The following is a 24847-nucleotide window of genomic DNA, read 5'->3' as shown; positions in this document are numbered from 1 at the left end:
CATCGCCTCTGATTATTGAGCCGCCCCGGTCCGACCCCGGGGCGGCTTTTTGTTTGCCGGGAGCTAGGTTGTGCGGGGAAGACCAGCCTTTTTGCCGGACGCCAACCGCACATTATACTCGCCGTAGCAGCCTGTTTCAGAGGCCTAATGCACCTTATTCGGTCCTGAAAAGCATTTTCTGCAAGTGGCGGAAAACTTTTTGCCGGATTTGCGTTTTATGCATCCGGTACTACCTTTGTGCCACCCGTGCTTCCGGCGCAGGCTTTTTTTGACGCATTTATTCCGAAGAGGCGAGAGAACAGGCTCCACGACCCTCTGGCAACCACCAGCAATGCACAAGCTGGCAGGTGCCAAATCCTGCCCCGCTGACTATCAGACCGGGGGCAAATAAACCGCGTGCTATGAACACTTACCTCCCTACACCCGACAACTTCCCGTCTCCGCGCACCGCCGCGGCGCCCGTTACGGCTTTGCCCGTAATGCTTGGCGCCCCCGCCGGTGCCCGCACGCAGCCGCACCCGATGCGCGCTGCTGACCTGTGTTGTTGCTGTTGTTGGTAGTGTCACGTGCGGGCCGCTGATGCCCGCTCCTACCCTTCCTCGTTTTTTATTGGCCGCCGGGCTTCCGGGCGGCACGTGGCTTAGCCGCACCCGTTGAGCTACTCCGGGCGCTGAGCCGCACGCTGGCATACGCCGCTGCTTTGGGCAGCGCGTAGCTGCCTTCCCGCATCGATTCTGTCATCCACAACCCTCTTTTCAGCCTACGTATGTCCGCTCAAAACCTGCACTTCGAGACCCTGCAACTGCACGCCGGCCAGCAGCCCGACCCCACCACCGGGGCCCGCGCCGTGCCGCTGTACCAGACGACTTCCTACGTATTCAAGAACGCGGAACATGGCGCCAACCTCTTTGCCCTGAAGGAGTTCGGCAACATCTACACCCGCCTGATGAACCCCACCACCGACGTATTCGAGCAGCGCGTGGCGGCACTCGAAGGCGGCGTGGCCGCCCTGGCCACGGGTTCGGGGCAGGCGGCCCAGTTTCTGGCGCTGAACAACATCCTGCAGGCCGGCGACAACTTCGTTTCGACCTCCTTCCTCTACGGGGGCACCTACAACCAGTTCAAGGTAGCGTTTAAGCGCCTCGGCATCGAAGTGCGCTTTGCCGACGGCGACAACCCCGCGAGCTTCGAAAGCCTGATCGACGAGAACACCAAGGCGCTGTACCTGGAAACCATCGGCAACCCGGGCTTCAACATTCCGGATTTCGAGGCCATTGCGGACCTGGCCCGCAAGTATGACATTCCGCTGATCGTCGACAACACCTTCGGGGCGGGCGGTTACCTGTTCCGGCCGCTGGAGCACGGCGCGCACATCGTGGTGCAGTCGGCCACGAAGTGGATCGGCGGGCACGGCACCAGCATCGGCGGCGTGATTGTGGACGGCGGCACCTACGACTTCGGCAACGGCAAGTTTCCGCAGTTTACGGAGCCCTCGGAGGGCTACCACGGGCTGGTGTTCAACGACGTATTCGGCAAGAACGGCCCATTCGGCAACATCGCCTTCATCATCCGGGCCCGGGTGGAAGGCCTGCGCGACTTCGGCCCCTCCATCAGCCCGTTCAACTCCTGGCAGCTGCTCATTGGCCTCGAAACGCTGAGCCTGCGCGTGGACCGCACCGTGGAAAACGCCCAGAAGCTGGCCGAATGGCTGGAGCAGCACCCGCAGGTGGAAGCCGTGAACTACCCCGGCCTGAAAAGCAGCCCCTACCACCAGCTGGCCACCAAGTACCTGAAACGCGGCTTCGGCGGCGTGCTCACCTTCGCCATCAAAGGCTCCAAGGAAACGGCCACGCAGTTCATTGATAACCTGCAGCTGATCAGCCACCTGGCCAACGTTGGCGACGCCAAGACGCTCATCATTCAGCCCTCGGCCACCACGCACCAGCAGCTGTCGGACGACGAGCAGCGCGCCGCCGGCGTGGCGCCCACGCTGCTGCGCATTTCGCTGGGCCTGGAGCACATCGACGACATCAAGGGCGACCTGCAGCGCGCGTTCGACGCGGTGCGGCAGAGCGCCGACCGCCCCACCGAGGAAGACGGCGAAATCCTCCTCGAACAACAAGCCGGGCACCCCGCTACGCTGGAAGTTTAACAAGGGAGGGAACCTGGGGAAGCTGGTCCGCTGCCATGGCCCGGCTTCCCGTCCAGCAGCGGGGCGCGGGCGGCGCGTTTCGGGAGAAAGCGCGTCGTCTCTGCCCCGGCCTCTTTGCTTTCCGGCCTCTTCCGTAGCGGGAGGGGCCGGAAGCAAAGAATTGTTTTTCCGGCTGCGGCTTCGGCCGCGGTCTATTCTACATCCTTTCACCTCCGAGAGGAAGCCGCTATGAGCAACCCCCAAGTGCTGAGCCTGCCCGAGCCGCTGCCGCTGGAATGCGGCGGGCGGCTCGACGGTGTGCAGATTGCCTACCACACCTACGGCACCCTGAACGCGGCCGGCGACAATGTGGTGTGGGTGTGCCACGCCCTGACGGCCAACGCCGACGTGCTGAGCTGGTGGCCGGGCCTGTTCGGCGCGGGCCATTATTTCGACCCGGCCGACTGGTTTATTGTGTGCGCCAACGTGCTCGGCTCCTGCTACGGCAGCACCGGGCCGGCCTCGCCCGTGCCGCCCCATCACCGGCCGCTGTACCAGGCTTTTCCGCGCCTGACGGTGCGCGACCTGGTGGCCGCGCACGAGCAGCTGCGGCAGCACCTCGGGCTGCAACGCATTCACACCGTCATCGGCGGCTCGCTGGGCGGGCAGCAGGCGGTGGAATGGGCCATTCAGCAGCCGAAGGTGTTTGAGCACCTCGTGCTGCTGGCTACCAACGCGCAGCATTCGCCGTGGGGCATTGCCTTCAACGAGGCCCAGCGCCTGGCCATTCAGGCCGACTGCACCTACGAGGGCGGCGGCCCCGACGGCGGCAAGCAGGGCCTGCGCGCGGCCCGCGCCGTGGCCCTGCTCAGCTACCGCAGCTACGACGCCTACGGCCGTACCCAGGTGGAGCCTGACCACGACACCTTGCCGGCGTTCTACCGGGCCAGCTCTTACCAGCAGTACCAGGGCGACAAGCTCACGGCCCGCTTCAACGCGTACAGCTACGTTACGCTCTCCTACATCATGGACTCGCACCACGTGGGTCGTGGGCGCGGGGGCGTGGCCACGGCTTTGGCCGGAGTGCAGGCTCGGACGTTGGTGCTCGGCATTTCGTCGGACGTGCTGTTTCCGCCTGGCGAGCAGCAGTTGCTGGCCCGCCACATTCCGGGGGCCATGTACGCCGAAATGGACTCGCCCTACGGCCACGACGGCTTCCTGATCGAAACCGCGCAAATAGCGCATTTTCTCGAACGATTCTATGTCCAGACCTTCGCCCACTAACCCCACCCGCATCGGCCTGATCGGCTTCGGCTGCGTGGGGCAAGGGCTGTACGATATTCTGCAGAAGCGCCCCGAAACGGCGTTTGCGGTGGCGCGCATTGCGGTGAAGAACCCCACCAAGCTGCGCCCCCTGCCCGCCGAGCGGTTTGAGTTCCACGCCGACGACCTGCTCGACGATGCGAGCCTGGACCTGCTGGTGGAGGTCATCGACGACGCCGACGAAGCCTTCCGGCTGGTGAGCGAGGCGCTGCGCCGCGGCCGGCGCGTGGTGACGGCTAACAAAGCCATGGTGGCGCGGCACCTGCCCGAGCTGCTGCAGCTACAGCAGGCCTTCGGCGGGACGCTGCTCTACGAAGCGGCCGTGTGCGGCAGCATCCCGGTGATCCGTACCATCGACGGCTACTTCGCGCAGGAGCCGCTGCTGGGCGTAAGCGGCATCTTCAACGGCTCCTCCAACTACGTGCTGACGCGCATGACCGAGGGCGGCTCCGACTACGCCGAGGCCCTGGCCGAAGCGCAGGCGCAGGGCTTCGCCGAAACCGACCCCACGCTGGACATGGCCGCCTTCGACCCACGCTCCAAGGCCGTCATTCTGGCCGCGCACGCCTACGGGCTGCTGCTCGACCCCGACGAGGTGCTCAACCTCGGCATCGAAAACGTGTCGTCGGCGGATATTCGCTTTGCGGCTGAGCGTGGGCAAAAAATCAAGGTGGTGGCCAGCCTGCAGCCCCTGCCCGGGGGCGGCGCCACGGTATTCGTGACGCCGCAGCTGGTGGGCGCCGATTCGCCGCTGTATGCCGTGGAGCGGGAGTTCAACGGCGTGGTGGTGGATGCTGAGTTTGCTGGGCAGCACTTCTGGCGCGGCCGCGGCGCCGGCGGCCACCCCACCGGCTCGGCCGTGCTGGCCGACTTGGTGGCTCTGCGCAACGGAAGCCGCTACACCTATAATAAACTGGGAGCCGACGCGCCCGCCCCCGCTGCCGATCTGGAGCTGGAAGTGTACCTGCGCCACGCCCCCAAAGGACTGCGCGAAGAGCTGGGCTTCGTCGGCACCTCGGAGGCGCTCAGCGCACCGGGCTTCGGCTACGATTCCGCCGTGGGCTACGTGCGCCTGAGCCAGCTGCACCGCCACCGCGACGCGCTGCGGACAGCCGGCGCCTTTGTGGCCCGTACGGGCCGCACGCGGCCGGTGCCGGAGCAGGAATTGGTTTCAGCGGCCACCCCGGAAGCCGCGGTAACAGCCGAGTAAAGTATCTTTCGGCTTCGGCAAGCCGCGCCTCCGTTTCGCAAACAGCGTTTGTGGAACGGGGGCGCGGCTTACCATTTACCTAGCTTCCTATTTAAGCTCAGGCTGGGCCGCTAGCGTGATGGTGTCGCGGGCTTGCAGTACCAGCCGCCCCGGCGCCTGCGACAGTATTTTGAACGACTTGCGGGTGCCGGCTGCGTAGGGTTGATACGGTTGCAGGGCCAATGCCACGTGGTAGCGCACGGCTTGGGCGGGCCATGCCTGCCGCCAGGTCGCAAACCCGATTCCGGTAACCTCCAGGGTGCCGGGCGCGGTGGCCTGGGCCAATGGCAAAGCAGCGTAGCCGTCTGCCCCGGTAGAGGTTCCACCAATGATCTGACCTGCTGCGTCGCGCAGCAACACCGTGACGCCCCCTACGGCCGCCTGCTGGCCGGTTTCTTCCAAGGTGGTCACCAGCACCTGCACTTCCGGCTTGTCGGTCACGAAAGGCACGGGCTGCGCGCTAGCCCGGGAGGCGGCGGTATCCGGCAGCCCGTCGAAACGCAATTCCAGCTGCTGGCCGCGCAGGCGGTAGGTGCCCGCACCGGTGCGGGCCATAGCCAGCACGTCTTCGTGCTGAAAATAGCGAAACCGATGACCGGGGTAGAGGCGCAGCTCTTTGCTGGAAAACAGAACAGCGTTAGGCCGCGTCTCGATGTAGGTACCGGGCAGGAGCTCCGGGCGCGTAGCGGCGCAGCTGGTCAGCAGCTGGGCGGTGCAGGCAAGGATGGATATAAGGCGCATACGCAATAGCTGATGTGGAATGCCCCAATAATCCATAAGGCCTTGAAACGAAAGTGCAGGAATAATTTGACTGTCCCCGCCGGCGGCCCGTGGCGCAGGTGCGGGCGGTGCTGTAGGTTTGCGGCTGATAACTGCTTCGCTCATGCCCACCACGCCTCCCCCCCTCCGTTTCGGTGACCAAGTCGCCATTGTATGTACTGCCCGCAAAGTCTCGCGCGAGGATCTGGCGCCGGGCATCGCGGTGCTGGAAGGCTGGGGGCTGCAGGTAGTGCTGGGCGAAAGCGTGGCGGCCGAGCACCACCAGTTCGGGGGCAGCGACGAGGTGCGGGTCCGCGACTTTCAGCACCAGCTCGGCAACCCCGCCATCCGGGCTATCTTGGTGGCCCGGGGCGGCTACGGCACCACCCGCATCATCGACCAGATTGACTTTTCCGGCTTCGCCCAGGCCCCGAAGTGGATTGCCGGCTTCTCCGACATCACCACGCTCAATTGCCACCTGCTCCGGCTCGGCCACGAAAGCATCCACGGCGTAATGCCCTTCATTTTCACGCAGGAAGGCGGCGCCGATGCGCTGGAAAGCCTGCGCCGAGCCTTGTTTGGGGAGCCGGTAAGCTACGCGGTGGCGCCGCACGCGATGAACCGCCCCGGCACAGCCGAGGGCGAAATCATCGGCGGCAATTTGAGCCTGCTGCAAACGCTGAGCGGCACGGCTTCGGACTGCTCCACCGCCGGGCGGATTCTGTTTCTGGAGGACATCGATGAGTACCTCTACAACGTGGACCGCATGATGGTGCACCTGGACCGGGCCGGCAAGCTGCGCGACCTGGCGGGGCTCATCGTCGGGCACTTCACCAATCCGCAGGACAACGCCGTGCCCTTCGGGCAGACCAGCTACGAAATCATCGATAGCTACGCCGCCAAGTACGGCTTCCCGGTGGCGTACGGCTTCCCGGTCGGCCACGAGCCGGCCAACCTGGCCCTGATCTGCGGGCGCCGGGCGCGGCTGGAAGTCGGCGCGGCCGGCACGCGGCTCAGCTACCCAACCGTAACTGCCGCCGAGCAGCCTACTGCCGCACAAGCTTAACGTGCTGCCGCTGGCCGGCGGTGCGCAGTTCCAGAGTGTAGAGCCCCGCGGGGCGGCCAGCCAGTTCCGGTAGCGGCACCCGCGTGGTGCCGGCCGGCAGGCTCAGCTGCCGCTGCCCCACCAAGCGGCCCTGGGCGTCGCGCAGCTCCAGCTGAGCGGCCGGCAGGGCGGTTGCGCTGCTGATGACGGCCGCGTTATCCTGACTTGTTGCCGGGTTGGGCACGGCGGCCAGCGTGATGCGGCTTTGTTCCGCGCCAAAAAGCACCGCCCGCGGCCCGTAGTAGCTGCTGCTGCCGTCCAGGTCCACCTGGCGCAGGCGGTAATAGCGCCAGCCCGGGGCCGTGGGCTCCGCCGTGCGAAACCGGTACTGCCGGGCGTCGGAGGTATTGGGAACTGCGCTGGCCACAAAGCCGATGCGCCGGAATGCGACGCCGTCGGCCGACTCTTCCACCTCGTAGCCCGCGCTGTTCTGTTCCTGGGCTGTTTCCCAGCGCAGCAGCGCCTGTTTCCCCTGGCGCTGCGCCTCGAAGCGCACCAGCCGCACCGGCAAGGGCGACGCCCCCGCCAGCAGCGGCCGCAGAAAGTCGCGCACGGTGCGGAACGTGGTATCCATATAGGCTTGCTGCGTGGCACTCAGTCCGTTGTAAGGAACGTGGCCGGCCCCGCGAAACGTGTAAAGCGTATTGGGTACGCCCACGGCATCGGCGCGGAGCTTGATGGCCCCGCTGCCGTTGACCACGTCGCCGGTGAAGGTGAGGCCGGTAGCATAGGGCACCACCGCGTCGTTGGTGCCGTGCACGCTCACCAGCGGTTCGTCGCCGGGCTCCAGCCAGTTCAGGTTGCCAAGGGCGCCGCAGAGGTTGATGGCCGCCACCGCGGCGCTGCTGTAGCCCGGATTGCCGCTGGCGCCTTCCAGCCCCGGCGCGACACCGGGCGCATTCAAGGAAGCCAGCTCGGCTTCTTGATCGAGGTAAGCCAGGTGCACGGCCGTGATGGCGCCGGCCGAGGAGCCCCCCACGAAGATGTACTGCGGGTTGATGTTGTACTGATTGGCGTTGGCTGCATCCTGCCGAAAAAACCGCACCGCGGCCCGCAGGTCATGGGTAGCGTTGACGACGGCCCGCGCCCCGTTGAACGTAAAAAACGACTCCAGCCGGTAGTAGATGCTGGCCGTGACGTAGCCCAGGCGCGCGAAGCGCCGGCATAGCTCCGACACGTCGTAATCGGCCTTATTGCCGCCCAGGAAGGCGCCGCCGTGGGCCAGGATAATCAGCGGCCGCGGCGTGGCGGGGGCGCCCACGGGTTGGTACACGTCCAGGAGCAACACCTGCGTGCCGGTGCCCACCGCTACGCTGCCGTAGGCCACGTCGGTGGTCACGCTCGGGGCCGGGTCGCGGTACAGGGGCTGGAAGAACTTGCCGCCGGTAGTATCTAGCTGAGCAGCGGCCGGCAGCGCCAGACCATTCACCAGCAGGCTCAGGAACAGGAAGAAGTGCTTCATCGTCGGGCAGCGTACGGTTCGGGTTATAAGGTAACGTTTACCGGCGCGGGCCGAGGTGGGGTTGCGGCGGTCCGCCTTACTTTGCACCGCCAACTTGTTTCGCCGACTTCGAGCCGCCGCCCCCGATGACCATCAAACGCCTCTCCGCCGCCGAAGCCCGTGCCCTGCTGCCGGCTCTCACCGACCTGCTCATTGATTCCGTCGACCACGGCTCGTCGGTAGGATTTCTGCGGCCGCTGGCTCCCGCCGAAGCCCAGAACTACTGGCACAGCGTAATAGAGGCGCTGGAGACGGGGCCGCGCCTGCTGCTGGTGGCCGAAGCGGCCGGCCAGCTGCTCGGCACCGTGCAGCTCGACCCGGCCACCAAGCCCAACGCCCCGCACCGGGCCGAAGTGTGCAAGCTGCTGGTGCATTCGGCCCACCGCCGCCAAGGCGTTGCCCGCCAGCTGCTGCAGGCCGCCGAAGCAGCGGCCCGCGCGCTGGGCCGCACCACGCTGGTTCTCGATACCCGCCTCGGCGACGCATCGGAGCAGTTGTACCAGGGCCAGGGCTACACCCGCGTCGGGGCCATTCCGGAGTACGTGTGCAACGAAGCGGGCGAGCGGCAGGCCACCGTGGTGTACTACAAGTTGCTGGAGGCAACTTCTTAGCCCGTCATCTGAGTGCGCTCAGCAAACGGCACCTCAGAAAAGCAAAAAGCCGCCCGGATGATCATCCGGGCGGCTTTTTGCTGACTTAGCACGCGGCTTACTCCTGGTACAGGGTCTGCAGCACCGTCTGCCCCACCGCCTTCAGGGTGTTGCGGTCGATGATGCTCATGTTGTCCTGAGTGGTATGGTGGTAGGGCGGGAAGAATTCGTCGCCGTAGGGCACGTGGTCGATAATGTCGATGGTGCGCACGCCGGCCTGGTTGGTAAACACGTGGTCGTCGGTGATGCCGGGCATATCCTGAGCAATGAAGTAATCGGAATAGCCGAGGCGGCTGGCGTGGTACCACACCTTGCCCACCACGTCGTTGGCCTGCTGGCGCGAGAGCTCCTCGCGCGAGAACCGCGCCCCCTTGGCGCCCACCATATCGAAGAGGATGCCGTACTCGGCCTTGTAGTTGACGGGCAGCTTGTTGCGCATCCAGTGCTGCGAGCCGAGGCACCAGCTTTCCACGCCCGCGCCTGCCAGCTTGTTTTCCTTGTCGGCCTGCGTGGAGGAATCGTAGCCGTAGTCTTCGGCGTCGAAGAGAATCACGTCCACCCCCACGGCGGGCGTCAGCGAATCGGGCTGGGCGGACAGCTGCCGGGCAATTTCCAGGGCCACGGCCACGCCCGAGGCGCCGTCGTTGGCCCCGTCGAGCGGGGCGTTGGGCTTGGTCTTGTCTTTATCGGCGAAGGGGCGCGTATCCCAGTGCGCAAACAGGGCCACGCGGCGGGCGGCCTGCGGTGCGAAGCGCGCCACGATGTTGCGCCCGCGCAGCATCGTGCCATCAAAGGCCGTCGCGGTGAAAGGCTGTTCCTGCACCTGCCAGCCGAGGCTGCGGAACTTCTGCACCAGCCAGTCGCCGCACTGCGCGTGCGCCTTGGAGTTGGGCACGCGGGGCCCGAAGCTCACCTGCTTGGCGGTAAAAGCGTAGGCCGAATCGGCATCGAAGGCCGGGGCTTTGCGCAGCGCCTCCTCGGCGGCCGGAGCCTCGGCGGTTTCGGTAGCGGCCGGCTTGTTATCGGGGCAGGCCGTGAGCAGCACCGTAGCGGCGAGCAAAGCGGCGGGGCGCCACAGCAGGCGCAGGGGGTTGCGAATCATGGGGGGAGGAAAATCGGAAATCAAATTTAAGTAGGAACGTCATGCTGAGCTTGCCGAAGCATCTCTACCGCACGGTTTCGTCCGATTGAAGCGGTAGAAATGCTTCGGCAAGCTCAGCATGACGTTCGATATAAGGCGCCGTCAGCTGGCCTCTTACTCTTCGTAGGCCCAGTCGACGCCGGCCTTGGTATCCTTCACCAGAATGCCCTGCTCCTTGAGCGCGGCCCGGATGACGTCTACCTTGGCGTAGTCCTTGGCCGACTTGGCTTCGGCGTAGAACTGCAGCGTGAGGCCCAGCAGTTCCTCGGCGTTGGCGCGCGGCTCGTCGCGCAGGCCCAAGATGTCCACGACCAGCGTGCGGTAGGCCGCCGTGGCCTCGGCCAGGGCTTCTTCCCCCACCTGCGCCAGCGTGACTGGCTGGTTGTAGTAGCCGTTGAACTTGCGCAGCAGGTTGAAGAGCGAGGCAATGGCCCGGGCCGTGTTCAGGTCGTCGTTCAGGCCCACGTAGCACTCGGCCACCAGCTTGCGCAGCTCCGCGTCGGCCGCGGCGGTGTCGGCGGCGCGCTCGGTGCCCTCGGGCAGTTGCAGCCGCTCAATCTGGCGCAGGCCGTTCATGAGCTTACGGTAGCCCTTGCTGGCCGCTTTCAGCCCTTCATCGGAAATATCGACGGTGCTGCGGTAGTGGGCCTGGAGCAGGAAGAAGCGCACGACCATGGGCGAGTACGCCTGCGAGAGAGAGGCGTGCCGCCCGCTGAACAGCTCGGAGATGGTGATAAAGTTGCCGAACGACTTGCTCATCTTCTGGCCGTTCACCGTAATCATGTTGTTGTGCAGCCACACCCGCGCCTCGTCGGTGTGCGAGTGGCTGGCCTGGCTCTGGGCTATTTCGCACTCGTGGTGCGGAAACATCAAATCCAGCCCGCCCCCGTGGATGTCGGACACCTGCCCGAGGTACTTGCGGCTCATGGCCGAGCACTCCAGGTGCCAGCCGGGGAAACCTTCGCTCCAGGGCGAGGGCCAGCGCATGAGGTGGCGCTCATCGGCCTTTTTCCACAGGGCAAAGTCCAGCGAGCTGCGCTTCTCCTCCTGGCCGGCGAGGTTGTCGCGCGAGCCGGCCAGCAGTTCCTCCGGCACGCGGCCCGAGAGCTTGCCGTAGTTATTGCCGTTGGCGTTGTACTTGGGCACGTCGAAGTACACCGAGCCGTTGGCCTCGTAGGCGAAGCCATTTTCGATGATTTCCTCAATCATCTGAATCTGCTCGATGATGTGGCCGGTGGCCAGCGGCTCGATGTCGGGCGAAAGGCAACCCAGCGCGTCCATGTGGCGGCGGTAGCGGTTGGCGTACTCCTGGGCCACCTGCATGGGCTCGAGCTTCTGAGCACGGGCCATCTTGCTGATCTTGTCCTCGCCCTCGTCGGCGTCGCCCACCAGGTGCCCCACGTCGGTGATGTTGCGCACGTAGCGCACCGTGTAGCCGAGGTGCCGCAGGTAGCGCGTCAGCACGTCGAACACCACCGGGCCGCGGGCGTTGCCCACGTGCGCCTCGGAGTACACCGTCGGGCCGCAGAGGTACACGCCCACGAAGGGCGCGTGCACGGGGACGAAGGGTTCTTTGCGGCGCGTGAGCGTATTGTGGAGCGACAGGGGGTGTTGCATGGGGCAAAGGTAGTGAGATGGTGAGATGGTGAGACGGTGATTTTGATGTTCTCGTGACCTGAACAGCACTCACCAGTTCACCATCTTAGCGCGGGCGCAGCTCGTACTCCGCTTCTATCGGAAAATGGTCGGAGAAGGGAATATCGCGGCGGACGCGGCAGCCGAGCACCTCAAACCGCGGGCTGGCGAATTGGTTGTCGATGCGCAGCAGCGGCAGCTTGCCGTTGTAGGTGGCCCCCACGCCCAGCCCGGCCTCGGCCCAGGCATTCTGCAGGTGGTCGGCCAGCTGGTCGTAGCTGTAGCTATAGGGCAGGTCGTTGAGGTCGGCGCAGAGCACCACCGGGTAGCGGCTGGCCTCGATGCGGCGCACCAGCGTATCCACCTGCACGCTGCGGGCCACCAAGCCGCGCTTGAAGCGGCGCAGCAGCCCCACGCTCTTGGCCTGGAAGCCGGCCTTGCTGGAGTAGCTGTCGACGATGTCCTGCTCGGCCATGCTCATGCTCTGCAAGTGCACGTTAAACACGCGCACCGTGTCGCCCTCGGGCAGGCGCAGATCGGCCCACATGGCGTGGTTTTGGGTCAGCTTCTCGCCAAAGTGTAGTACGCCGCGGCGCAGGATGGGAAAGCGGGAAAAGATGGCCAGCCCGAACTTGGCGCCGACGCCGTTGGTGAGCGTGGTGGAAACGAAGCCCTGGCGGCCGCTGAGCCGCCCTAGCCGCCGCTCGGTATTGAACACGGTGCCGTCGTGCGTGGGACGGGGTTCGGTGTAAAACTCTTGTAGGCAAAGCACATCGGCCGGGTGCTCGGCCAGCCAGCGGATCATGGTTTTGGACGAGTGCAAGTCCGGGTCGCGCAGCTGCGGGTACACATTGAAGATGCGCACGTTGGCACTCAGCACGCGCAGGCTGCTGGCAGCCGGAGAGGTTTTCACTGGGTGCAAGGCCAGGCCGCGCTGCAGGTGAGGCCAGGTGAGCAGCAGGGCGGCCAGCGGCAGCAGGGCCACCGGCCAACGCCGCATAGCCCAGTACACCAGCCATAGTGCATTGATTGCCAAGGCTACCGGCAAAGTAAGCGCCCCGAAAGCGGCGGCCCAAAGCAACCTTGTTGGCACTTGCATGCACCCTATGGCCAGCAGCACCCACGCGAGGGTCAGCAGCGTGAGCTTAAAAGCAAATGAACGACGCACCGGAAACCAACCAAACCTTGAATACGCAAACCTACGACGCATTTCGGCGCCGACCACATGATGGGGTGACGGCTACAATAAGGCGCGGGTTTCGTCGTACCTTCGGAGTACTAGATTATCTACTTCCCATGGTGCTTTCTACTCTCGGCCGCGTCGCTGGCCTGTTAGGCCTTCTTTCCCTCCCGCTCGGGGCCCAGGCGCTGCCTGCGCCGCCCGCCCGGAGTTTGGAATTCATCGAGAACAAAGGTCAGTGGGACAAGCGGGCCCGCTACGCGGCCCCGCTGCCGGCCGGGCGCTTGTTCGTGGAAGCCGGCGGCCTGACGTACACCTTCGTGGATCCGCAGCAGCTCGCGGCGCACCACCACGGCGGTAAGGAAGGCCATCCCGAACCCGCCCCACCCTCCACCGATAAGCTCAACGGCCACGCCTACACCATGCGCTTCGTGGGCAGCCGCAGCGGCGTCGCCCTGCAGCCCGATGAAGCGACGGGCGAGGTGCGTAACTACCTGCTCGGCAACGACCCGAAGCACTGGGCCCAGAATGTGGGCGGCTACCGCCAGCTTCGCTATCAGGGCTTGTGGAGCGGCATTGATGCGCACCTCTACGAAAACCAGCAGGGCTACCTGGAATACGACTTCGAAGTGGCCGCCCGCGCCGACGCCGACCGCATCCGGCTGCGCTACGACGGGGTAAACAACCTGCGCCTGCGCCCCGACGGCGCGCTGGAAATCAGCACATCGGTGGGGCAGGTGACGGAGCTGGCGCCGCGGGCGTACCAGCTCGACGGCGGCGGGCGGCGCCAGCCCGTGGCCTGCAGCTACGTGCTGCGCGGCCGCGACGTCACCTTCGCCCTGGGCCGCTACGACCGCCAGCGCCCCTTGGTCATCGACCCGACCGTCGTCTTCTCCTCCTTCACCGGCTCTTCGGCCGACAACTGGGGCTTCACCGCCACCTACGACCAGCAAGGCCACATGTACTCCGGCGGCATCGTCTTCGCGGCGGGCTACCCCACCAGCCCCGGGGCGTTCGATACCTCCTTTGGGGGCGTGGTCGACATGGGCATCATCAAGTACAACACTGCCACGACCGGTTCTGCAGCGCGCCTGTGGGCTACCTACATCGGCGGCGCTGAAGTTGACGTACCCCACTCGCTGGTCGTGAACAGCCAGGGCGACCTGCTGGTGCTCGGCACCACGTCTTCGCTGAACTATCCGGCCCTGGGCGGCAGCCACGACGCCAGCTTCAACGGCGGCAGCAGCAATTTCACCCCCCTCAGCGGCATTACGTACCGCAACGGCTCCGACCTGGTGGTGACGCGGCTGACCGCCAACGGCAACGGCCTGGTGGGCTCCACTTACCTGGGCGGCACCGGCAACGACGGCCTGCTTACCAATACCGGCAACTTCAACCAGCTGGTGCACAACTACGGCGACCAGTTTCGCGGCGACATTACGGTGGACGCGGCCGACAACGTGTACGTGACCAGCAGCACGTCCTCCAACAACTTTCCCACCGTCGGGGCCGTGCAGGGCGGCTTCCGCGGCGGCATTTTCGATGCGGTGGTGGCCCGCTTTTCCCCCACGCTGAGCGCCCTGACGTGGTCGAGTTACTTTGGCGGGGGCGGCGCCGACGCGGCCTACTCCGTTCAGCTTAACGCCGCCGGCGACGTTTACATTGGCGGGGGCAGTACCAGCACCGATCTGACCCCGACTGCCGGGGCGCATCAGCCCACGAACGTTGGCGGGGTAGAAGGCTTCATCCTGCGTCTGACGCCGACCAACGGCGGCGCTTCTTACCAGGCGGCGCGCGTCACCTATCTGGGCACCGGCCAATACGACCAAGTGTATTTCCTGCAAGTGGACGGCCAGGGCGGCGTGTATGCCCTGGGGCAGACCCGCGGCACGTGGCCCATCGTCGGCAACGTGTACCGCAACCCGAACGGCCGGCAGTTTATTGAGAAGCTGACGCCCGATTTGAGCACCGTGTTGCTGAGCACCGCCTTCGGCACGGGCCGCAGCAACCCGGACATTTCGCCCACGGCGTTTCTAGTGGACCAGTGCGAGCGGATATACGTGTGTGGCTGGGGCGGCGACATCAACCAGCCCAGCCCTTACGGCAACGAGGACGTGCGCGGCTTGCCCACCACCGCCAACGCCATGCAACGCAACACCGACGGCAACGACTTCTACCTGATGCAGCTGACGCCCTACGCCGCGGCGCTGGAGTACGCTACGTTCTTCGGCAGCAGCAGCTCCGAGCACGTCGACGGGGGCACGTCGCGCTTCGACCGCCGGGGCTTCGTGTACCAGGCCGTCTGCGGCGGCTGCGGCGGCTCTTCCAACTTTCCCGTACCGCCGGGCGCGGGCTCTTACTCCACCCGCAACAACGCGGCGAACTGCAACAACGCGGCCTTCAAAATTGACTTCGGCATCAATGCGGCCGTGGCCGGCCCGAACCAGAGCGTCTGCGCCGATGCCAGCGTGCTGCGCCTGACCGGCTCGCCCGCCGGCGGCACCTGGACGGGCACCGGCGTAACGGGCTCGGTCGCCACCGGCTACTCCTTCACGCCGTCGCCGGCCCTGGTAGGCACGCACGCGCTGACGTATTCCGTGGCCAGCACCGGCACCTGCGTCACCACCAGCACCCTCACCATGACGGTGCGCCCCATCACGCCCGTAACGTTCACGCCCCTGGCCCAAACCTGCTCCAACGCAAGCGGCACCATGCGCCTGCTGGCTACCCCCGCGGGCGGCACGTTCAGCGGGCCGGGCGTTTCGGGGCAGGATTTTTCGCCTTCGTTAGCCGGCCCGGGCACCCACACCATTACCTACACCCTGCCCACCGACCAGTGCGGGCAGGCTACCCAGGTCGTGCGCGTGCTGCCGCCGCCCACCGTGGTGGCTGGCCGCGACACGGCCCTCTGCGCCTTTCAGCGCGCCGCCTACCAACTGCGGGGCTTCTCCCCGACGGGCGGTACCTGGAGCGGCCCGGGTTGTACGCCGACGGGCTTTTTCACGCCCCCGGCCGGCGGCAGCGGCCCTATGACGCTCACTTACAGCTATACCGACGGCAACGGCTGCACCCAAACGGCTGCCCGGCGCGTGATGCTGGTGCCCGACGACCGCACCAACAACCCCCTGAACCTGCCCACTTGCCCGCTGAAGCCGCGCCTTGAAGAAGGCATTCCTTCTTACACCGGCATGGCGCCGTTTACGCACACCTTCGACCACGACCTGCTGTTCGCCAGCAGCTACGAATGGGATTTTGGCGACCCGTCGTCGGGGGCCAGCAACACCAGCACCGAGCAGTTTCCGACGCACCTGTACACCAAGCCGGGCATGTACAACGTGAGCCTGACGGCCCGCTACAACAGTTCCTGCGTGTCGAAGACGGTTTTTGCGCCGGTGTACGTAGGCGACCCGTTCATTCCGAACATCATCACGCCCAACGGCGACGGCAAGAATGATTTCTTCGAGCAGCGCTTAAGCTGCCTCCCCGTAACGCTGAAAGTGTTTTCGCGTTGGGGCAATCAGGTGTACGAGAACAAAGACTACAAAAACGACTGGAACGGCGGCATTTCCGAGCCGACCACGGGAGGCGGGCTGCCTGATGGCGTGTACTATTACCACCTCACCGACACGGAAGGCCGCAAGGCCAAAGGCTGGCTCGAGATTAGGCGCTGATCAGCCGCCCCTTACCCCGCAAGGCGGCAGGACTTGCGCCGGCCCGGCCAAAGTTGTATCTTTGCCGTACTTAAATCAGTAATCAAGGAGAGGGGACGCTAGTCCCCTCTTTCTTTTCCCACCCATCCCACCCCATGAGCTTCGACCGCAACCGCATTCAGCAGATGCTGGACGCCAGCCTGCCGGGCCCCGAGTACTTCGTGGTGAGCCTGACGGTGAGCAACACGGCTACCCGCCCCAAAATCACCGCCACCATCGACGGGGAGCAGGGCATCGGCATCGACGAGCTGAGCAGCACCACGCGCCGCCTGACCCGCCAGATCGACGAGGCCTACGGCGAAGAGGCTGCCTACAACCTGGAGGTGACCTCGCCCGGCGCCGACCAGCCCCTGGTAGACCCGCGCCAGTACGCCCGCCACGCCGGCCGCACCCTGGCTCTGAAGCTCACCGACGGTTCCGAAAAGGAAGGCACCCTGGAAGAGGCCACTGCGGAAGGCCTCCTGCTCACGGAAGTAGTAAAGGAAAAGAACAAGAAGAAAACCCTGCCCACCGTGTTGATTCCGTTTGCGGATATCAGCGAAGCCCGGGTGGTTATTTCGTTTAAATAAGGTGATGGTTGATTGCTGATAGTTGATTGTTGGACGTTCTGCCCCGAACCCCCCAACGGTTAACAATTAACAATCAACAATTAACAATCAACTCCCAACCCAATGAACACGCTCAACCTCATCGAGTCCTTCTCGGAGTTTGCCAAGTTCAAGAACATCGACCGCCCCACGATGATGAGCATCTTGGAAGAGGTGTTCCGCACGATGATCCGGAAAAAGTTCGACGACGACTCGAACTTCGACGTCATCATCAACCCCGACAACGGTGACTTGGAAATCTGGCGCAACCGTGAAATCGTGGACGACGACTCCGAGGACATCTGGGACCACGACAAAATTGCCCTGACCGACGCCCGCAAGATCGAGCCGGACTTCGAGGTAGGCGAGGAAGTATCGGAGCAGGTGAAGCTGGAGGATTTTGGCCGCCGCGCCGTGCTCATGGCCCGCCAGACGTTGATTCAGCGCGTGAAGGACCTGGAGCGCGACAACCTTTACCAGAAGTACAAGGACATGGTCGGCGAAATCATTGCCGGCGAAGTGTACCAGGTGTGGGGCCGCGAAACGCTGGTGCTCGACCAGGAAGAAAACGAGCTGAGCTTGCCCAAGCCGGAGCAGATTCCCAAAGACCGTTACCGCAAGGGCGACACCATCCGCGCCGTCGTGCACCGCGTGGACGTCATCAACGGCGCCCCGAAAATCATCCTGTCCCGCGCCGCCCCGGCCTTCCTGGAGCGCCTGATGGAGCAGGAAGTACCGGAAATTGCCGATGGACTTATCACCATCAAGAACATCGTACGCGAGCCGGGCGAGCGGGCCAAAGTGGCCGTGGAAAGCTATGACGACCGCATCGACCCAGTGGGCGCCTGCGTGGGCATGAAGGGCAGCCGCATTCACGCCGTGGTGCGCGAGCTGGAAAACGAGAACATCGACATCATCAACTACACCGACAACCTGGAGCTGTACATTCAGCGGGCCTTGTCACCGGCCCGGTTGTCGTCGATGAAAATAAATGAACAAACCGGTCGGGTTTCGGTGTTCTTAAAGCCGGACCAGGTTTCGCTGGCCATTGGCCGGGGCGGCGCCAACATCAAGCTGGCTTCCCGCCTCGTGGGCATGGAAATCGACGTGTTCCGCGAAGCCGACTCCTACGAGGAAGACATCACGCTGGAAGAGTTCAGCGACGAAATCGACCAGTGGATCATCGACGAGCTGAAGAAAATCGGTTTGGATACGGGTCGTGCGGTCTTGGCCGTAAACAAAGCTGATATCGTGCGCCGCACCGAACTGGAAGAAGAGAACGTGGACGAGGTTTTCCGTGTCATCCAAGCCGAATTTGACGGCGAAGCAGAGGAAGAAACGCCTGCCGAAGGCGAACCTACCGAAGCCCAAGAGTAACCCGCAGGCCGGCCCTTTTCGTAAGGGCCGGAACCTGCGTGGCATAGTCCCGGCGGAAGACCTGCCTGATTAGGCGGGTTTTCCGCCGTTTGGCAATAATTAAATCGTACTTTTGCACCCAACTACGAGTATCGAGCGCAACCCAAGAATGGCGGAAGCAGCAAGCAAACGACTGAAACAAGCGGCCACGGACCTGAACGTCGGGACCCACACTATTGTGGACTTTCTCGCGACGAAGGGCATTTCTGTTGAAAATAAACCCACCACTAAGCTCTCGGCCGATCAGGTTGCGTTGCTGAACAAGGAGTTTGCCTCATCGGCCCAAGACAAGGCCGAAGCCGCACGACGCGGCCAGACGCTGCGCCACACCGAGCTTGAGCAGGCTGCTCAGGCCAAAGAGGCCGCTAAGGTGGTAGCGCCCTCGCCCAAACCCACGGAGCCCGCAAAGCCCGCTGCCCCGCAGCCGGCCCCGGCTCCTGCCGCCGCGGCCCAACCAGCCGCGCCGCAACCCGCAGCCCCGCCCGCGCCCGCCGCGGACAACGGCCGCACCGTGCCCGGCCTGAAAGTGCTGGGCAAAATTGAACTCGACGCCAAAGGCCGTCCGGTACCGCCGCGCCCTGCCCAATCGGCACCGGCACCCGCACCGGCCCCGGCCGCTGAGGCGAAGCCGGTAGCACCGGCTCCCCAGCCCGCTCCGGCACCTACCCCGGCCCCGCAACCGGCTCCGGTCGCAGAAAAGCCCGTGCAGGAGAAGCCCGCACAACCTGCGCCGGCTCCGACCCCGGCTCCTGCTCCCAAGCCGGCTCCCGTAGCGGAAGAGCGCCCGGTCGCCCCGGCACCTGCTCCTGCTGCGGCGCCCGTAGCCGAAAAGCCGGCGCAAGCGGCTCCGGCAGCGACTCCCGCAGCCGAGGCTAAACCAGCAGCACCGGTGGCCACGCCTCCGGCAGCTCCCGCTGCCCCGGAAGCACCGGCTGCCCCTTCGGGCGAAGCCGGCGACCAAGGCACTATCGTAGCCCGCGGCGAGCAGCTGAAGGGGTTGACGGTACTCGGCAAGATCGAGCTGCCCGTCGACGCTTCGCGCCGTGGCGGTGGCCGTGGTGCCCGTCCGGTGGCTTCTTCGGATGTGCGCAAAGCCGGTATCGGCGACAAGAAAAAGCGTCAGCGCATTGCCGTGCCTGGCAGCGGCCCCCAGCAGGGTGGCCAGGGCCAGCCGCAGGGCGGCGACCGTCCGCTGGGCACCGGCTACCAGGGCAACAACCGCCCCGGTGGCCCCGGTGGCAACCGCGGCCCGGGTGGTGGCGGTGGCTACCAAGGTAACCGCCCCGGCGGTGGCCCCGGTGGCAATCGTGGCCCGGGTGGTGGTCAGCGCCCCGGCCAGGGCACAGCTCAGCCCGGTTCGCCCGAGCAGAACGATAAGCAGATCCAGGACCAGATCAAGGCTACGCTGGCCCGCCTGAGCGGTGGCCGCGGCGGCAACCAGGGCAACCGTGCCAAGTACCGCCGCGACAAGCGCGCCGGTATTGCGGAAGCCACGGAGCTGGCCCGTCAGCAAAGCGAACTGGCCTCGAAGACCCTGAAGCTGACCGAGTTCATCTCGGCCAACGACCTGGCTTCGCTGATGAACGTGTCGGTGAACGAGGTTATCAAGGTCTGCCTGAACATGGGCATGTTCGTGTCCATCAACCAGCGCCTCGACGCCGAAGCCATTACCGTTATTGCCGACGAGTTCGGCTACGACGTGGAATTCCTCTCGGCTGAGGATGAGCAGGACGTGGCCATCGTCGACGAGGATGATCCGGAGTCGCTGCAGGACCGTGCCCCGATCGTGACCATCATGGGCCACGTCGACCACGGTAAAACCTCGCTGCTTGACTACATCCGGAATGCGCAGGTAGCCAAAGGCGAAGCCGGCGGTATCACCCAGCACATCGGTGCCTACGAAGTAAAAACCGCGTCAGGCAAGCGCATCACCTTCCTGGATACGCCGGGTCACGAAGCGTTTACCGCCATGCGTGCCCGTGGTGCCAAGGTCACCGACATTGCCATCATCGTGGTGGCAGCCGACGACTCGGTGATGCCGCAGACGAAGGAAGCCATCAACCACGCTCAAGCGGCTGGGGTGCCCATCGTTATTGCCCTGAACAAGATCGACAAGCCGGGGGCTAACCCCGATAAGGTCCGCGAGGAGCTGTCGGCCATCAACATTCTCGTGGAAGAATGGGGTGGTAAGTACCAGTCGCAGGAGGTGTCCGCCAAAACGGGTGCTGGCATTGAGGATCTGCTCGAAAAAGTTCTGCTCGAAGCCGAACTGCTGGAGCTGAAAGCCAATCCTGACCGCCGGGCGGTAGGTTCGGTTATCGAAGCCTCGCTCGACAAGGGCCGTGGCTACGTAACCACCATTCTGGTGCAGACGGGTACGCTGAACGTCGGCGACATCGTGCTGGCTGGTCCGCACCACGGCCGCGTGAAGGCCATGACGGACCACCGCGGCAAGAAGATGAAGACGGCCGGACCTTCTACGCCGGTTCAGCTGCTGGGCCTGCAAGGTGCCCCGCAAGCTGGCGACAAAGTGGTGGTGATGGAAACGGAGCGCGAAGCCCGCGAAATTGCTACCCAGCGTCTGCAGCTGCAGCGCGAGCAGTCGATGCGCACCAAGAAGCACATCACGCTCGACGAGATTGGCCGCCGCCTGGCGCTGGCTTCGTTCAAAGAGCTGAACCTCATCGTGAAAGGCGACGTGGACGGCTCGGTGGAAGCCCTGTCGGACTCCTTGCTGAAGCTGAGCACGCCGGAAGTGGCCGTGAACATCCTCTCGAAAGGCGTAGGTGCCATTTCTGAGTCGGACGTACTGCTGGCCTCGGCTTCCGACGCCATCATCATCGGCTTCCAGGTGCGTCCGTCGCTGGGTGCGCGTAAGCTGGCCGAGCAGGAGCAGATTGACATCCGCCTCTACTCGATCATCTACAACGCCATCAACGAGGTGAAGGACGCCATGGAAGGCATGCTCGCCCCCACGGTGAAGGAAGAAACGGTGGCTACCATCGAAGTACGCCAGGTGTTCAACATCACCAAGGTTGGCACCATTGCCGGCTGTATGGTGACGGACGGCTCCATCAGCCGCAACACCAAGGTGCGGGTGGTACGCGACGGTATCGTGCAGCACACCGGCAACATTCAGGCCCTCAAGCGCTTCAAGGACGACGTCTCGGAAGTGCGCCAAGGCTACGAATGCGGTATTTCGATCAAGAACTTCGATGACCTGCGCGAAGGCGACATCATCGAGGGCTTCGAAGAGAAAGAAGTTAAACGGACGCTGTAAGCTTCGGCTGCTGCGCCCCAAGCAAGCCCCGGCCACCACGGCCGGGGCTTTTTTTGGGCCCGTGCGCAACGTACCGCTCGAATGGGGCTCTATATGCGCATTGTGTTGTATATTCAGGATGCGCGCCTTTTCAACCCACCGTTCCGCATGAAATACCTGTTACTCAGCATCTGGGGCTGGCTAGTGCTAACGACGGGAGCCTGGGCCGCCGCCCCCGTAATGGCCTTGCAGGATACCTCCAAGTGGCATTACCTCTACAAAGAAGCCGACGTGCTGGCCGCCCCCGCCGGCCTGACGCTGGCGCAGGTGCAGGCTGGCCGCTGGGCCAGCAGCTTCCGGCCATTCAATGCCACCGAGCTGCCCACTACAGCCGCCGACCAGTGGATTCGGAGCCGGGTGCGCTCGGAAACCGGCACGGCGACGCGCTGGCTGCTCTGCGTGGTGACCGAGTACATGGACGGCGTGGACGTGTATGCCGTGCGGGCCAACGGCGCCGTCACGGCGCACCAACTGAGCTCCACCCAACCCCGCGCCCAAACCCATGCCTTCAATGTGCGCAGCTTCAACGTGCGCCTGAACCTGCCTCCTGGCGAAGCCGTGACGCTGTATGCGCGGGCCCCGGCCAATCAGCGGGTGTACCTGGCGGTAGCCGAGCAGGCCACCGTGCTGCAGTTTTACCGCAACAGCGATTGGACCATGGGGCCTTACTTCGGCATCATGCTGGCGCTGCTGGCTTACAACCTGCTGCTGTTTGTTTCGGTACGCGACAGCAGCTACCTGTATTACTCGCTGTACGTGGCGTTTTTCACGGCCTTGCAGCTGGATATGACCGGCTACTGGCGGCAGCTCTGGCCCGATTCGCTACCGGGTTTCGCTATTGATCTGCGCCAGAACGTAGTGCTGGCCTGCACCATTTTCTTTGGGGCCCTCACGGCCCGCGCCTTTCTGGAAACGCCGCGGCTGCTGCCGCGCTTCGACTTCTTTCTGCGCCTGACCCTGCTGATTGCTTGGATTCCCCTGCTGAGCTTTCTGACGCCCGAGCCGCAGGTGGCCGTCTGGTGGCAGGCTTCGGTGGCGCTCTGGACCAGTATTGTCCTGCTGACAGCCGGTACGCTGGCCCTGCGCGCCGGGTATCGCCCCGCCCGGTACTACATGGTGGGCTGGACGTTGCTGCTGGCGGCCGTGGTCAACTACTATCTCGGGCAGGTGGGCATTATGCCGCGGGGCGGATTTTGGGATGCTCACGGGGTGCACGTCGCGTCGGCGCTGGAGATGATTCTGCTTTCGTTGGGCTTGGCGGATCGAATTAACCTCGCCAAAAAAGACAAACAGATGGCTCAGCAGGAGGCCATGCGCGCCCTCGAGGCCAAAGAGGCGGCCCAAAGCCAGGTGCTGGCCGCTCTGCGCACCACGCAGGCCGCACAGGAGCAGGCGCTGCGGGTGTCGCGCGAGAAAGAAGAAATCCAGCAACGCTCCAACGTCGAGCTGGCCGAACGCGCGGCCGAATTGCAGCGCGCTTATCAGGAACTGCAAGCCAGCATCCGGACCTCGCACCAGCTGCAGGAGCTCGACGAGCTGAAAACCAAATTCTTCACCAACATTTCGCACGAGCTGCGCACCCCGCTTACGCTCATTATTAGTCCGCTGGAGCAACTGCTGAGCGAAGCCCGCCAGCGGCAGGAAGAAGCCGCTCACCCGGAGTACGCCCTGATGCTGCGCAACGCGCGCCGCCTGTTGCAGCTCATCAACCAACTGCTCGACATTGCCCGCCTGGAAGCCGGCCAGACGCGGCTGGCCGCCGCGCCGGTGGACTTGGTGCGTACCGTGCGCACCAACGTGCTAGCCTTTGAGTCACTGGCGGTCAGCCACGAGGTGGAGCTGCGCTTTGAATCGGACCTTGAAACGCTGGAAGTCTACCTCGATGCCGATCAGTTCGATAAGGTTTTGTACAACCTGCTGGGCAATGCGCTAAAGTTTACCCCGGCTGGGGGCCACGTGGTGGTAAGCGTGGAAAGCCAGGCGGGCCGGGCCCTGCTGCGTGTCCGCGACACCGGCGTGGGCATCCCGGCCGAGCACCTGCCCCTTATTTTTGACCGCTTCCACCAGGTCGATGACAGCCATACCCGGCACCACGAGGGCTCGGGCATCGGCTTGGCACTAGTCAAAGAGCTGGTAGCCCTGCACCACGGCCACATCCGCGCCTCCAGCGTGCTGGGCCAGGGCAGCACCTTCGTGGTGGAACTGCCGCTGGGCAAGGCACATCTGCAGCCCGACGAGTTACACCCAGTGGCCAGTTCGCCCGCGCCTCCCGCGGTCCTGCGGCCCGAAGTCGAGCCATCCTGGGCCAGTTCCCACGCGGCCGAGGAAACCGGCAACGAGGAGGCCAAGCCGCTGGTGTTGGTGGTCGAGGACAACCCTGAGATGCGCGCCTACATCGAAAGCTGCCTGACGGCGGAGTTCCGGGTGCTGACTGCCGCCGACGGTGAGGATGGACTGGCGCGCGGCACGGCAGCGGTGCCCGATCTGATTGTGTCGGACCTGATGATGCCCCGGATGGACGGCTTGGAACTGTGCAGTCGCCTGCGCGAGGACGAGCGCACCAGCCACATCCCTGTCATCCTGCTCACGGCCAGGGCCGGCGACGAGGCCCGCCTGATCAGCTTTGGGCTGGGCGCCGACGAGTACCTCACCAAGCCCTTCCGCCCCGAGGAGCTGCGCGTGCGCATGCACAACCTCATCCGGCAGCGCGAGCTGTTGCGCCAGCGCTTCGGGCGCGCCGTCACGCTGCAGCCCCGCGACATCAGCATTACCTCGGCCGATGAAAGCTTCCTGAACCGCGCCCTGGCGGTCGTGGAAGAGCGCATGGCCGATTCAAATTTCAGCGTGGAGCAATTCGCCGATGATATGGCCATGAGCCGGGTGCAGCTCCACCGTAAGCTCAAGGCGCTGACGGATCAATCGACTTCGGAGTTTGTGCGCACGGTACGGCTGCGGCGGGCGGCCGTGCTCCTGCAGGGGCAGGCCGGCAACGTCGCCGAAATAGCCGAGCAGGTTGGTTTTGGCAACCTCTCCTATTTCAGCAAATGCTTCCGTGAGCTGTACCACCAGTCGCCGTCGGAGTACGCGGCCGCGGGGGTGCTGGAGTCCTGAATGAATACTTTCGTGTGAACTTTCATCGGC

General features: G+C 64.7%; 15 protein-coding genes and 1 riboswitch. Of the genes, 10 read left to right on the top strand and 5 right to left on the bottom strand.

What is annotated here, in order from left to right; genetic code table 11:
* Positions 1 to 274 precede the first annotated feature (274 nt).
* Positions 275 to 394, top strand: a riboswitch (SAM riboswitch).
* Between the two features lie 372 nt (positions 395 to 766).
* The 3 genes from ACYVKQ_RS18755 to ACYVKQ_RS18745 all read left to right on the top strand — a co-directional run bounded on the left by ACYVKQ_RS18755 (position 767) and on the right by ACYVKQ_RS18745 (position 4664).
* Positions 767 to 2152, top strand: a complete 1386-nt coding sequence (locus ACYVKQ_RS18755) for an O-acetylhomoserine aminocarboxypropyltransferase/cysteine synthase family protein (protein ID WP_460676885.1) — start codon at positions 767 to 769, stop codon at positions 2150 to 2152.
* 228 nt (positions 2153 to 2380) lie between these two features.
* Positions 2381 to 3415 (top strand): homoserine O-acetyltransferase family protein, encoded by a 1035-nt coding sequence (locus ACYVKQ_RS18750; RefSeq protein WP_460676884.1) that lies wholly within the window; start codon positions 2381 to 2383, stop codon positions 3413 to 3415.
* Positions 3393 to 4664, top strand: coding sequence for a homoserine dehydrogenase (locus tag ACYVKQ_RS18745; protein WP_460676883.1), 1272 nt, complete (start codon positions 3393 to 3395; stop codon positions 4662 to 4664). The genes ACYVKQ_RS18750 and ACYVKQ_RS18745 overlap by 23 nt, the downstream gene beginning before the upstream one ends.
* 87 nt (positions 4665 to 4751) lie before the next feature.
* On the opposite strand, the gene ACYVKQ_RS18740 is transcribed toward ACYVKQ_RS18745, so the two are convergent.
* Positions 4752 to 5444 (bottom strand): carboxypeptidase-like regulatory domain-containing protein, encoded by a 693-nt coding sequence (locus ACYVKQ_RS18740; protein WP_460676882.1) that lies wholly within the window; start codon positions 5442 to 5444, stop codon positions 4752 to 4754.
* Positions 5445 to 5586: 142 nt separating this feature from the next.
* On the opposite strand from ACYVKQ_RS18740, the gene ACYVKQ_RS18735 reads away from it, so the two are divergent.
* The gene (locus ACYVKQ_RS18735; protein ID WP_460676881.1) at positions 5587 to 6528 is read left to right on the top strand and encodes a S66 peptidase family protein; all 942 of its coding nucleotides are present in this window, start codon (positions 5587 to 5589) and stop codon (positions 6526 to 6528) included.
* On the opposite strand, the gene ACYVKQ_RS18730 is transcribed toward ACYVKQ_RS18735, so the two are convergent.
* Complete coding sequence (locus tag ACYVKQ_RS18730) at positions 6509 to 8029, bottom strand: carboxylesterase family protein (RefSeq protein WP_460676880.1); 1521 nt, start codon at positions 8027 to 8029, stop codon at positions 6509 to 6511. The two genes, ACYVKQ_RS18735 and ACYVKQ_RS18730, sit on opposite strands and share 20 nt — an antisense overlap.
* A 125-nt stretch (positions 8030 to 8154) precedes the next feature.
* On the opposite strand from ACYVKQ_RS18730, the gene ACYVKQ_RS18725 reads away from it, so the two are divergent.
* Complete coding sequence (locus tag ACYVKQ_RS18725; RefSeq protein WP_460676879.1) at positions 8155 to 8679, top strand: GNAT family N-acetyltransferase; 525 nt, start codon at positions 8155 to 8157, stop codon at positions 8677 to 8679.
* Between the two features lie 97 nt (positions 8680 to 8776).
* Here the strand turns inward: ACYVKQ_RS18725 and ACYVKQ_RS18720 are convergent, their stop codons facing one another.
* From ACYVKQ_RS18720 to ACYVKQ_RS18710, 3 genes are all read right to left on the bottom strand, one after another.
* Entirely contained in the window at positions 8777 to 9820 is a 1044-nt protein-coding gene (locus ACYVKQ_RS18720; protein WP_460676878.1) for a M28 family peptidase, read from the bottom strand.
* Between the two features lie 153 nt (positions 9821 to 9973).
* Positions 9974 to 11476: a cysteine--tRNA ligase gene (gene cysS, locus ACYVKQ_RS18715; RefSeq protein ID WP_460676877.1), complete on the bottom strand. Its 1503-nt coding sequence runs from the start codon at positions 11474 to 11476 to the stop codon at positions 9974 to 9976.
* 85 nt (positions 11477 to 11561) lie between these two features.
* A complete protein-coding gene (locus tag ACYVKQ_RS18710) occupies positions 11562 to 12530 on the bottom strand; it encodes an endonuclease/exonuclease/phosphatase family protein (RefSeq protein WP_460676876.1) in 969 nt (322 codons plus the stop codon).
* 260 nt (positions 12531 to 12790) lie between these two features.
* On the opposite strand from ACYVKQ_RS18710, the gene ACYVKQ_RS18705 reads away from it, so the two are divergent.
* The 5 genes from ACYVKQ_RS18705 to ACYVKQ_RS18685 all read left to right on the top strand — a co-directional run bounded on the left by ACYVKQ_RS18705 (position 12791) and on the right by ACYVKQ_RS18685 (position 24817).
* Positions 12791 to 16345, top strand: a complete 3555-nt coding sequence (locus ACYVKQ_RS18705; protein ID WP_460676875.1) for a DUF7948 domain-containing protein — start codon at positions 12791 to 12793, stop codon at positions 16343 to 16345.
* Between the two features lie 134 nt (positions 16346 to 16479).
* Positions 16480 to 16953 carry a ribosome maturation factor RimP gene (locus ACYVKQ_RS18700; protein WP_460676874.1) on the top strand — a complete coding sequence of 158 codons (474 nt, stop codon included), beginning with the start codon at positions 16480 to 16482 and terminating at the stop codon, positions 16951 to 16953.
* Between the two features lie 102 nt (positions 16954 to 17055).
* Complete coding sequence (gene nusA / locus ACYVKQ_RS18695; protein WP_460676873.1) at positions 17056 to 18348, top strand: transcription termination factor NusA; 1293 nt, start codon at positions 17056 to 17058, stop codon at positions 18346 to 18348.
* A gap of 148 nt (positions 18349 to 18496) precedes the next feature.
* A complete protein-coding gene (gene infB, locus ACYVKQ_RS18690) occupies positions 18497 to 21667 on the top strand; it encodes a translation initiation factor IF-2 (protein WP_460676872.1) in 3171 nt (1056 codons plus the stop codon).
* A gap of 147 nt (positions 21668 to 21814) precedes the next feature.
* Positions 21815 to 24817: a 7TM diverse intracellular signaling domain-containing protein gene (locus ACYVKQ_RS18685; RefSeq protein ID WP_460676871.1), complete on the top strand. Its 3003-nt coding sequence runs from the start codon at positions 21815 to 21817 to the stop codon at positions 24815 to 24817.
* Positions 24818 to 24847: the final 30 nt, after the last annotated feature.

The organism is Hymenobacter coalescens, from assembly GCF_054783195.1.
This window is presented reverse-complemented; position numbering and strand designations above follow the sequence as displayed.

Excerpts from the sequence above, each read along its gene's own strand:
- ACYVKQ_RS18755 (WP_460676885.1), top strand. The coding sequence starts at position 767 with ATGTCCGCTCAAAACCTGCACTTCGAGACCCTGCAACTGCACGCCGGC.
- ACYVKQ_RS18750 (WP_460676884.1), top strand. The coding sequence starts at position 2,381 with ATGAGCAACCCCCAAGTGCTGAGCCTGCCCGAGCCGCTGCCGCTGGAA.
- ACYVKQ_RS18745 (WP_460676883.1), top strand. The coding sequence starts at position 3,393 with ATGTCCAGACCTTCGCCCACTAACCCCACCCGCATCGGCCTGATCGGC.
- ACYVKQ_RS18740 (WP_460676882.1), bottom strand. The coding sequence starts at position 5,444 with ATGCGCCTTATATCCATCCTTGCCTGCACCGCCCAGCTGCTGACCAGC.
- ACYVKQ_RS18735 (WP_460676881.1), top strand. The coding sequence starts at position 5,587 with ATGCCCACCACGCCTCCCCCCCTCCGTTTCGGTGACCAAGTCGCCATT.
- ACYVKQ_RS18730 (WP_460676880.1), bottom strand. The coding sequence starts at position 8,029 with ATGAAGCACTTCTTCCTGTTCCTGAGCCTGCTGGTGAATGGTCTGGCG.
- ACYVKQ_RS18725 (WP_460676879.1), top strand. The coding sequence starts at position 8,155 with ATGACCATCAAACGCCTCTCCGCCGCCGAAGCCCGTGCCCTGCTGCCG.
- ACYVKQ_RS18720 (WP_460676878.1), bottom strand. The coding sequence starts at position 9,820 with ATGATTCGCAACCCCCTGCGCCTGCTGTGGCGCCCCGCCGCTTTGCTC.
- cysS (WP_460676877.1), bottom strand. The coding sequence starts at position 11,476 with ATGCAACACCCCCTGTCGCTCCACAATACGCTCACGCGCCGCAAAGAA.
- ACYVKQ_RS18705 (WP_460676875.1), top strand. The coding sequence starts at position 12,791 with ATGGTGCTTTCTACTCTCGGCCGCGTCGCTGGCCTGTTAGGCCTTCTT.
- ACYVKQ_RS18700 (WP_460676874.1), top strand. The coding sequence starts at position 16,480 with ATGAGCTTCGACCGCAACCGCATTCAGCAGATGCTGGACGCCAGCCTG.
- nusA (WP_460676873.1), top strand. The coding sequence starts at position 17,056 with ATGAACACGCTCAACCTCATCGAGTCCTTCTCGGAGTTTGCCAAGTTC.
- infB (WP_460676872.1), top strand. The coding sequence starts at position 18,497 with ATGGCGGAAGCAGCAAGCAAACGACTGAAACAAGCGGCCACGGACCTG.
- ACYVKQ_RS18685 (WP_460676871.1), top strand. The coding sequence starts at position 21,815 with ATGAAATACCTGTTACTCAGCATCTGGGGCTGGCTAGTGCTAACGACG.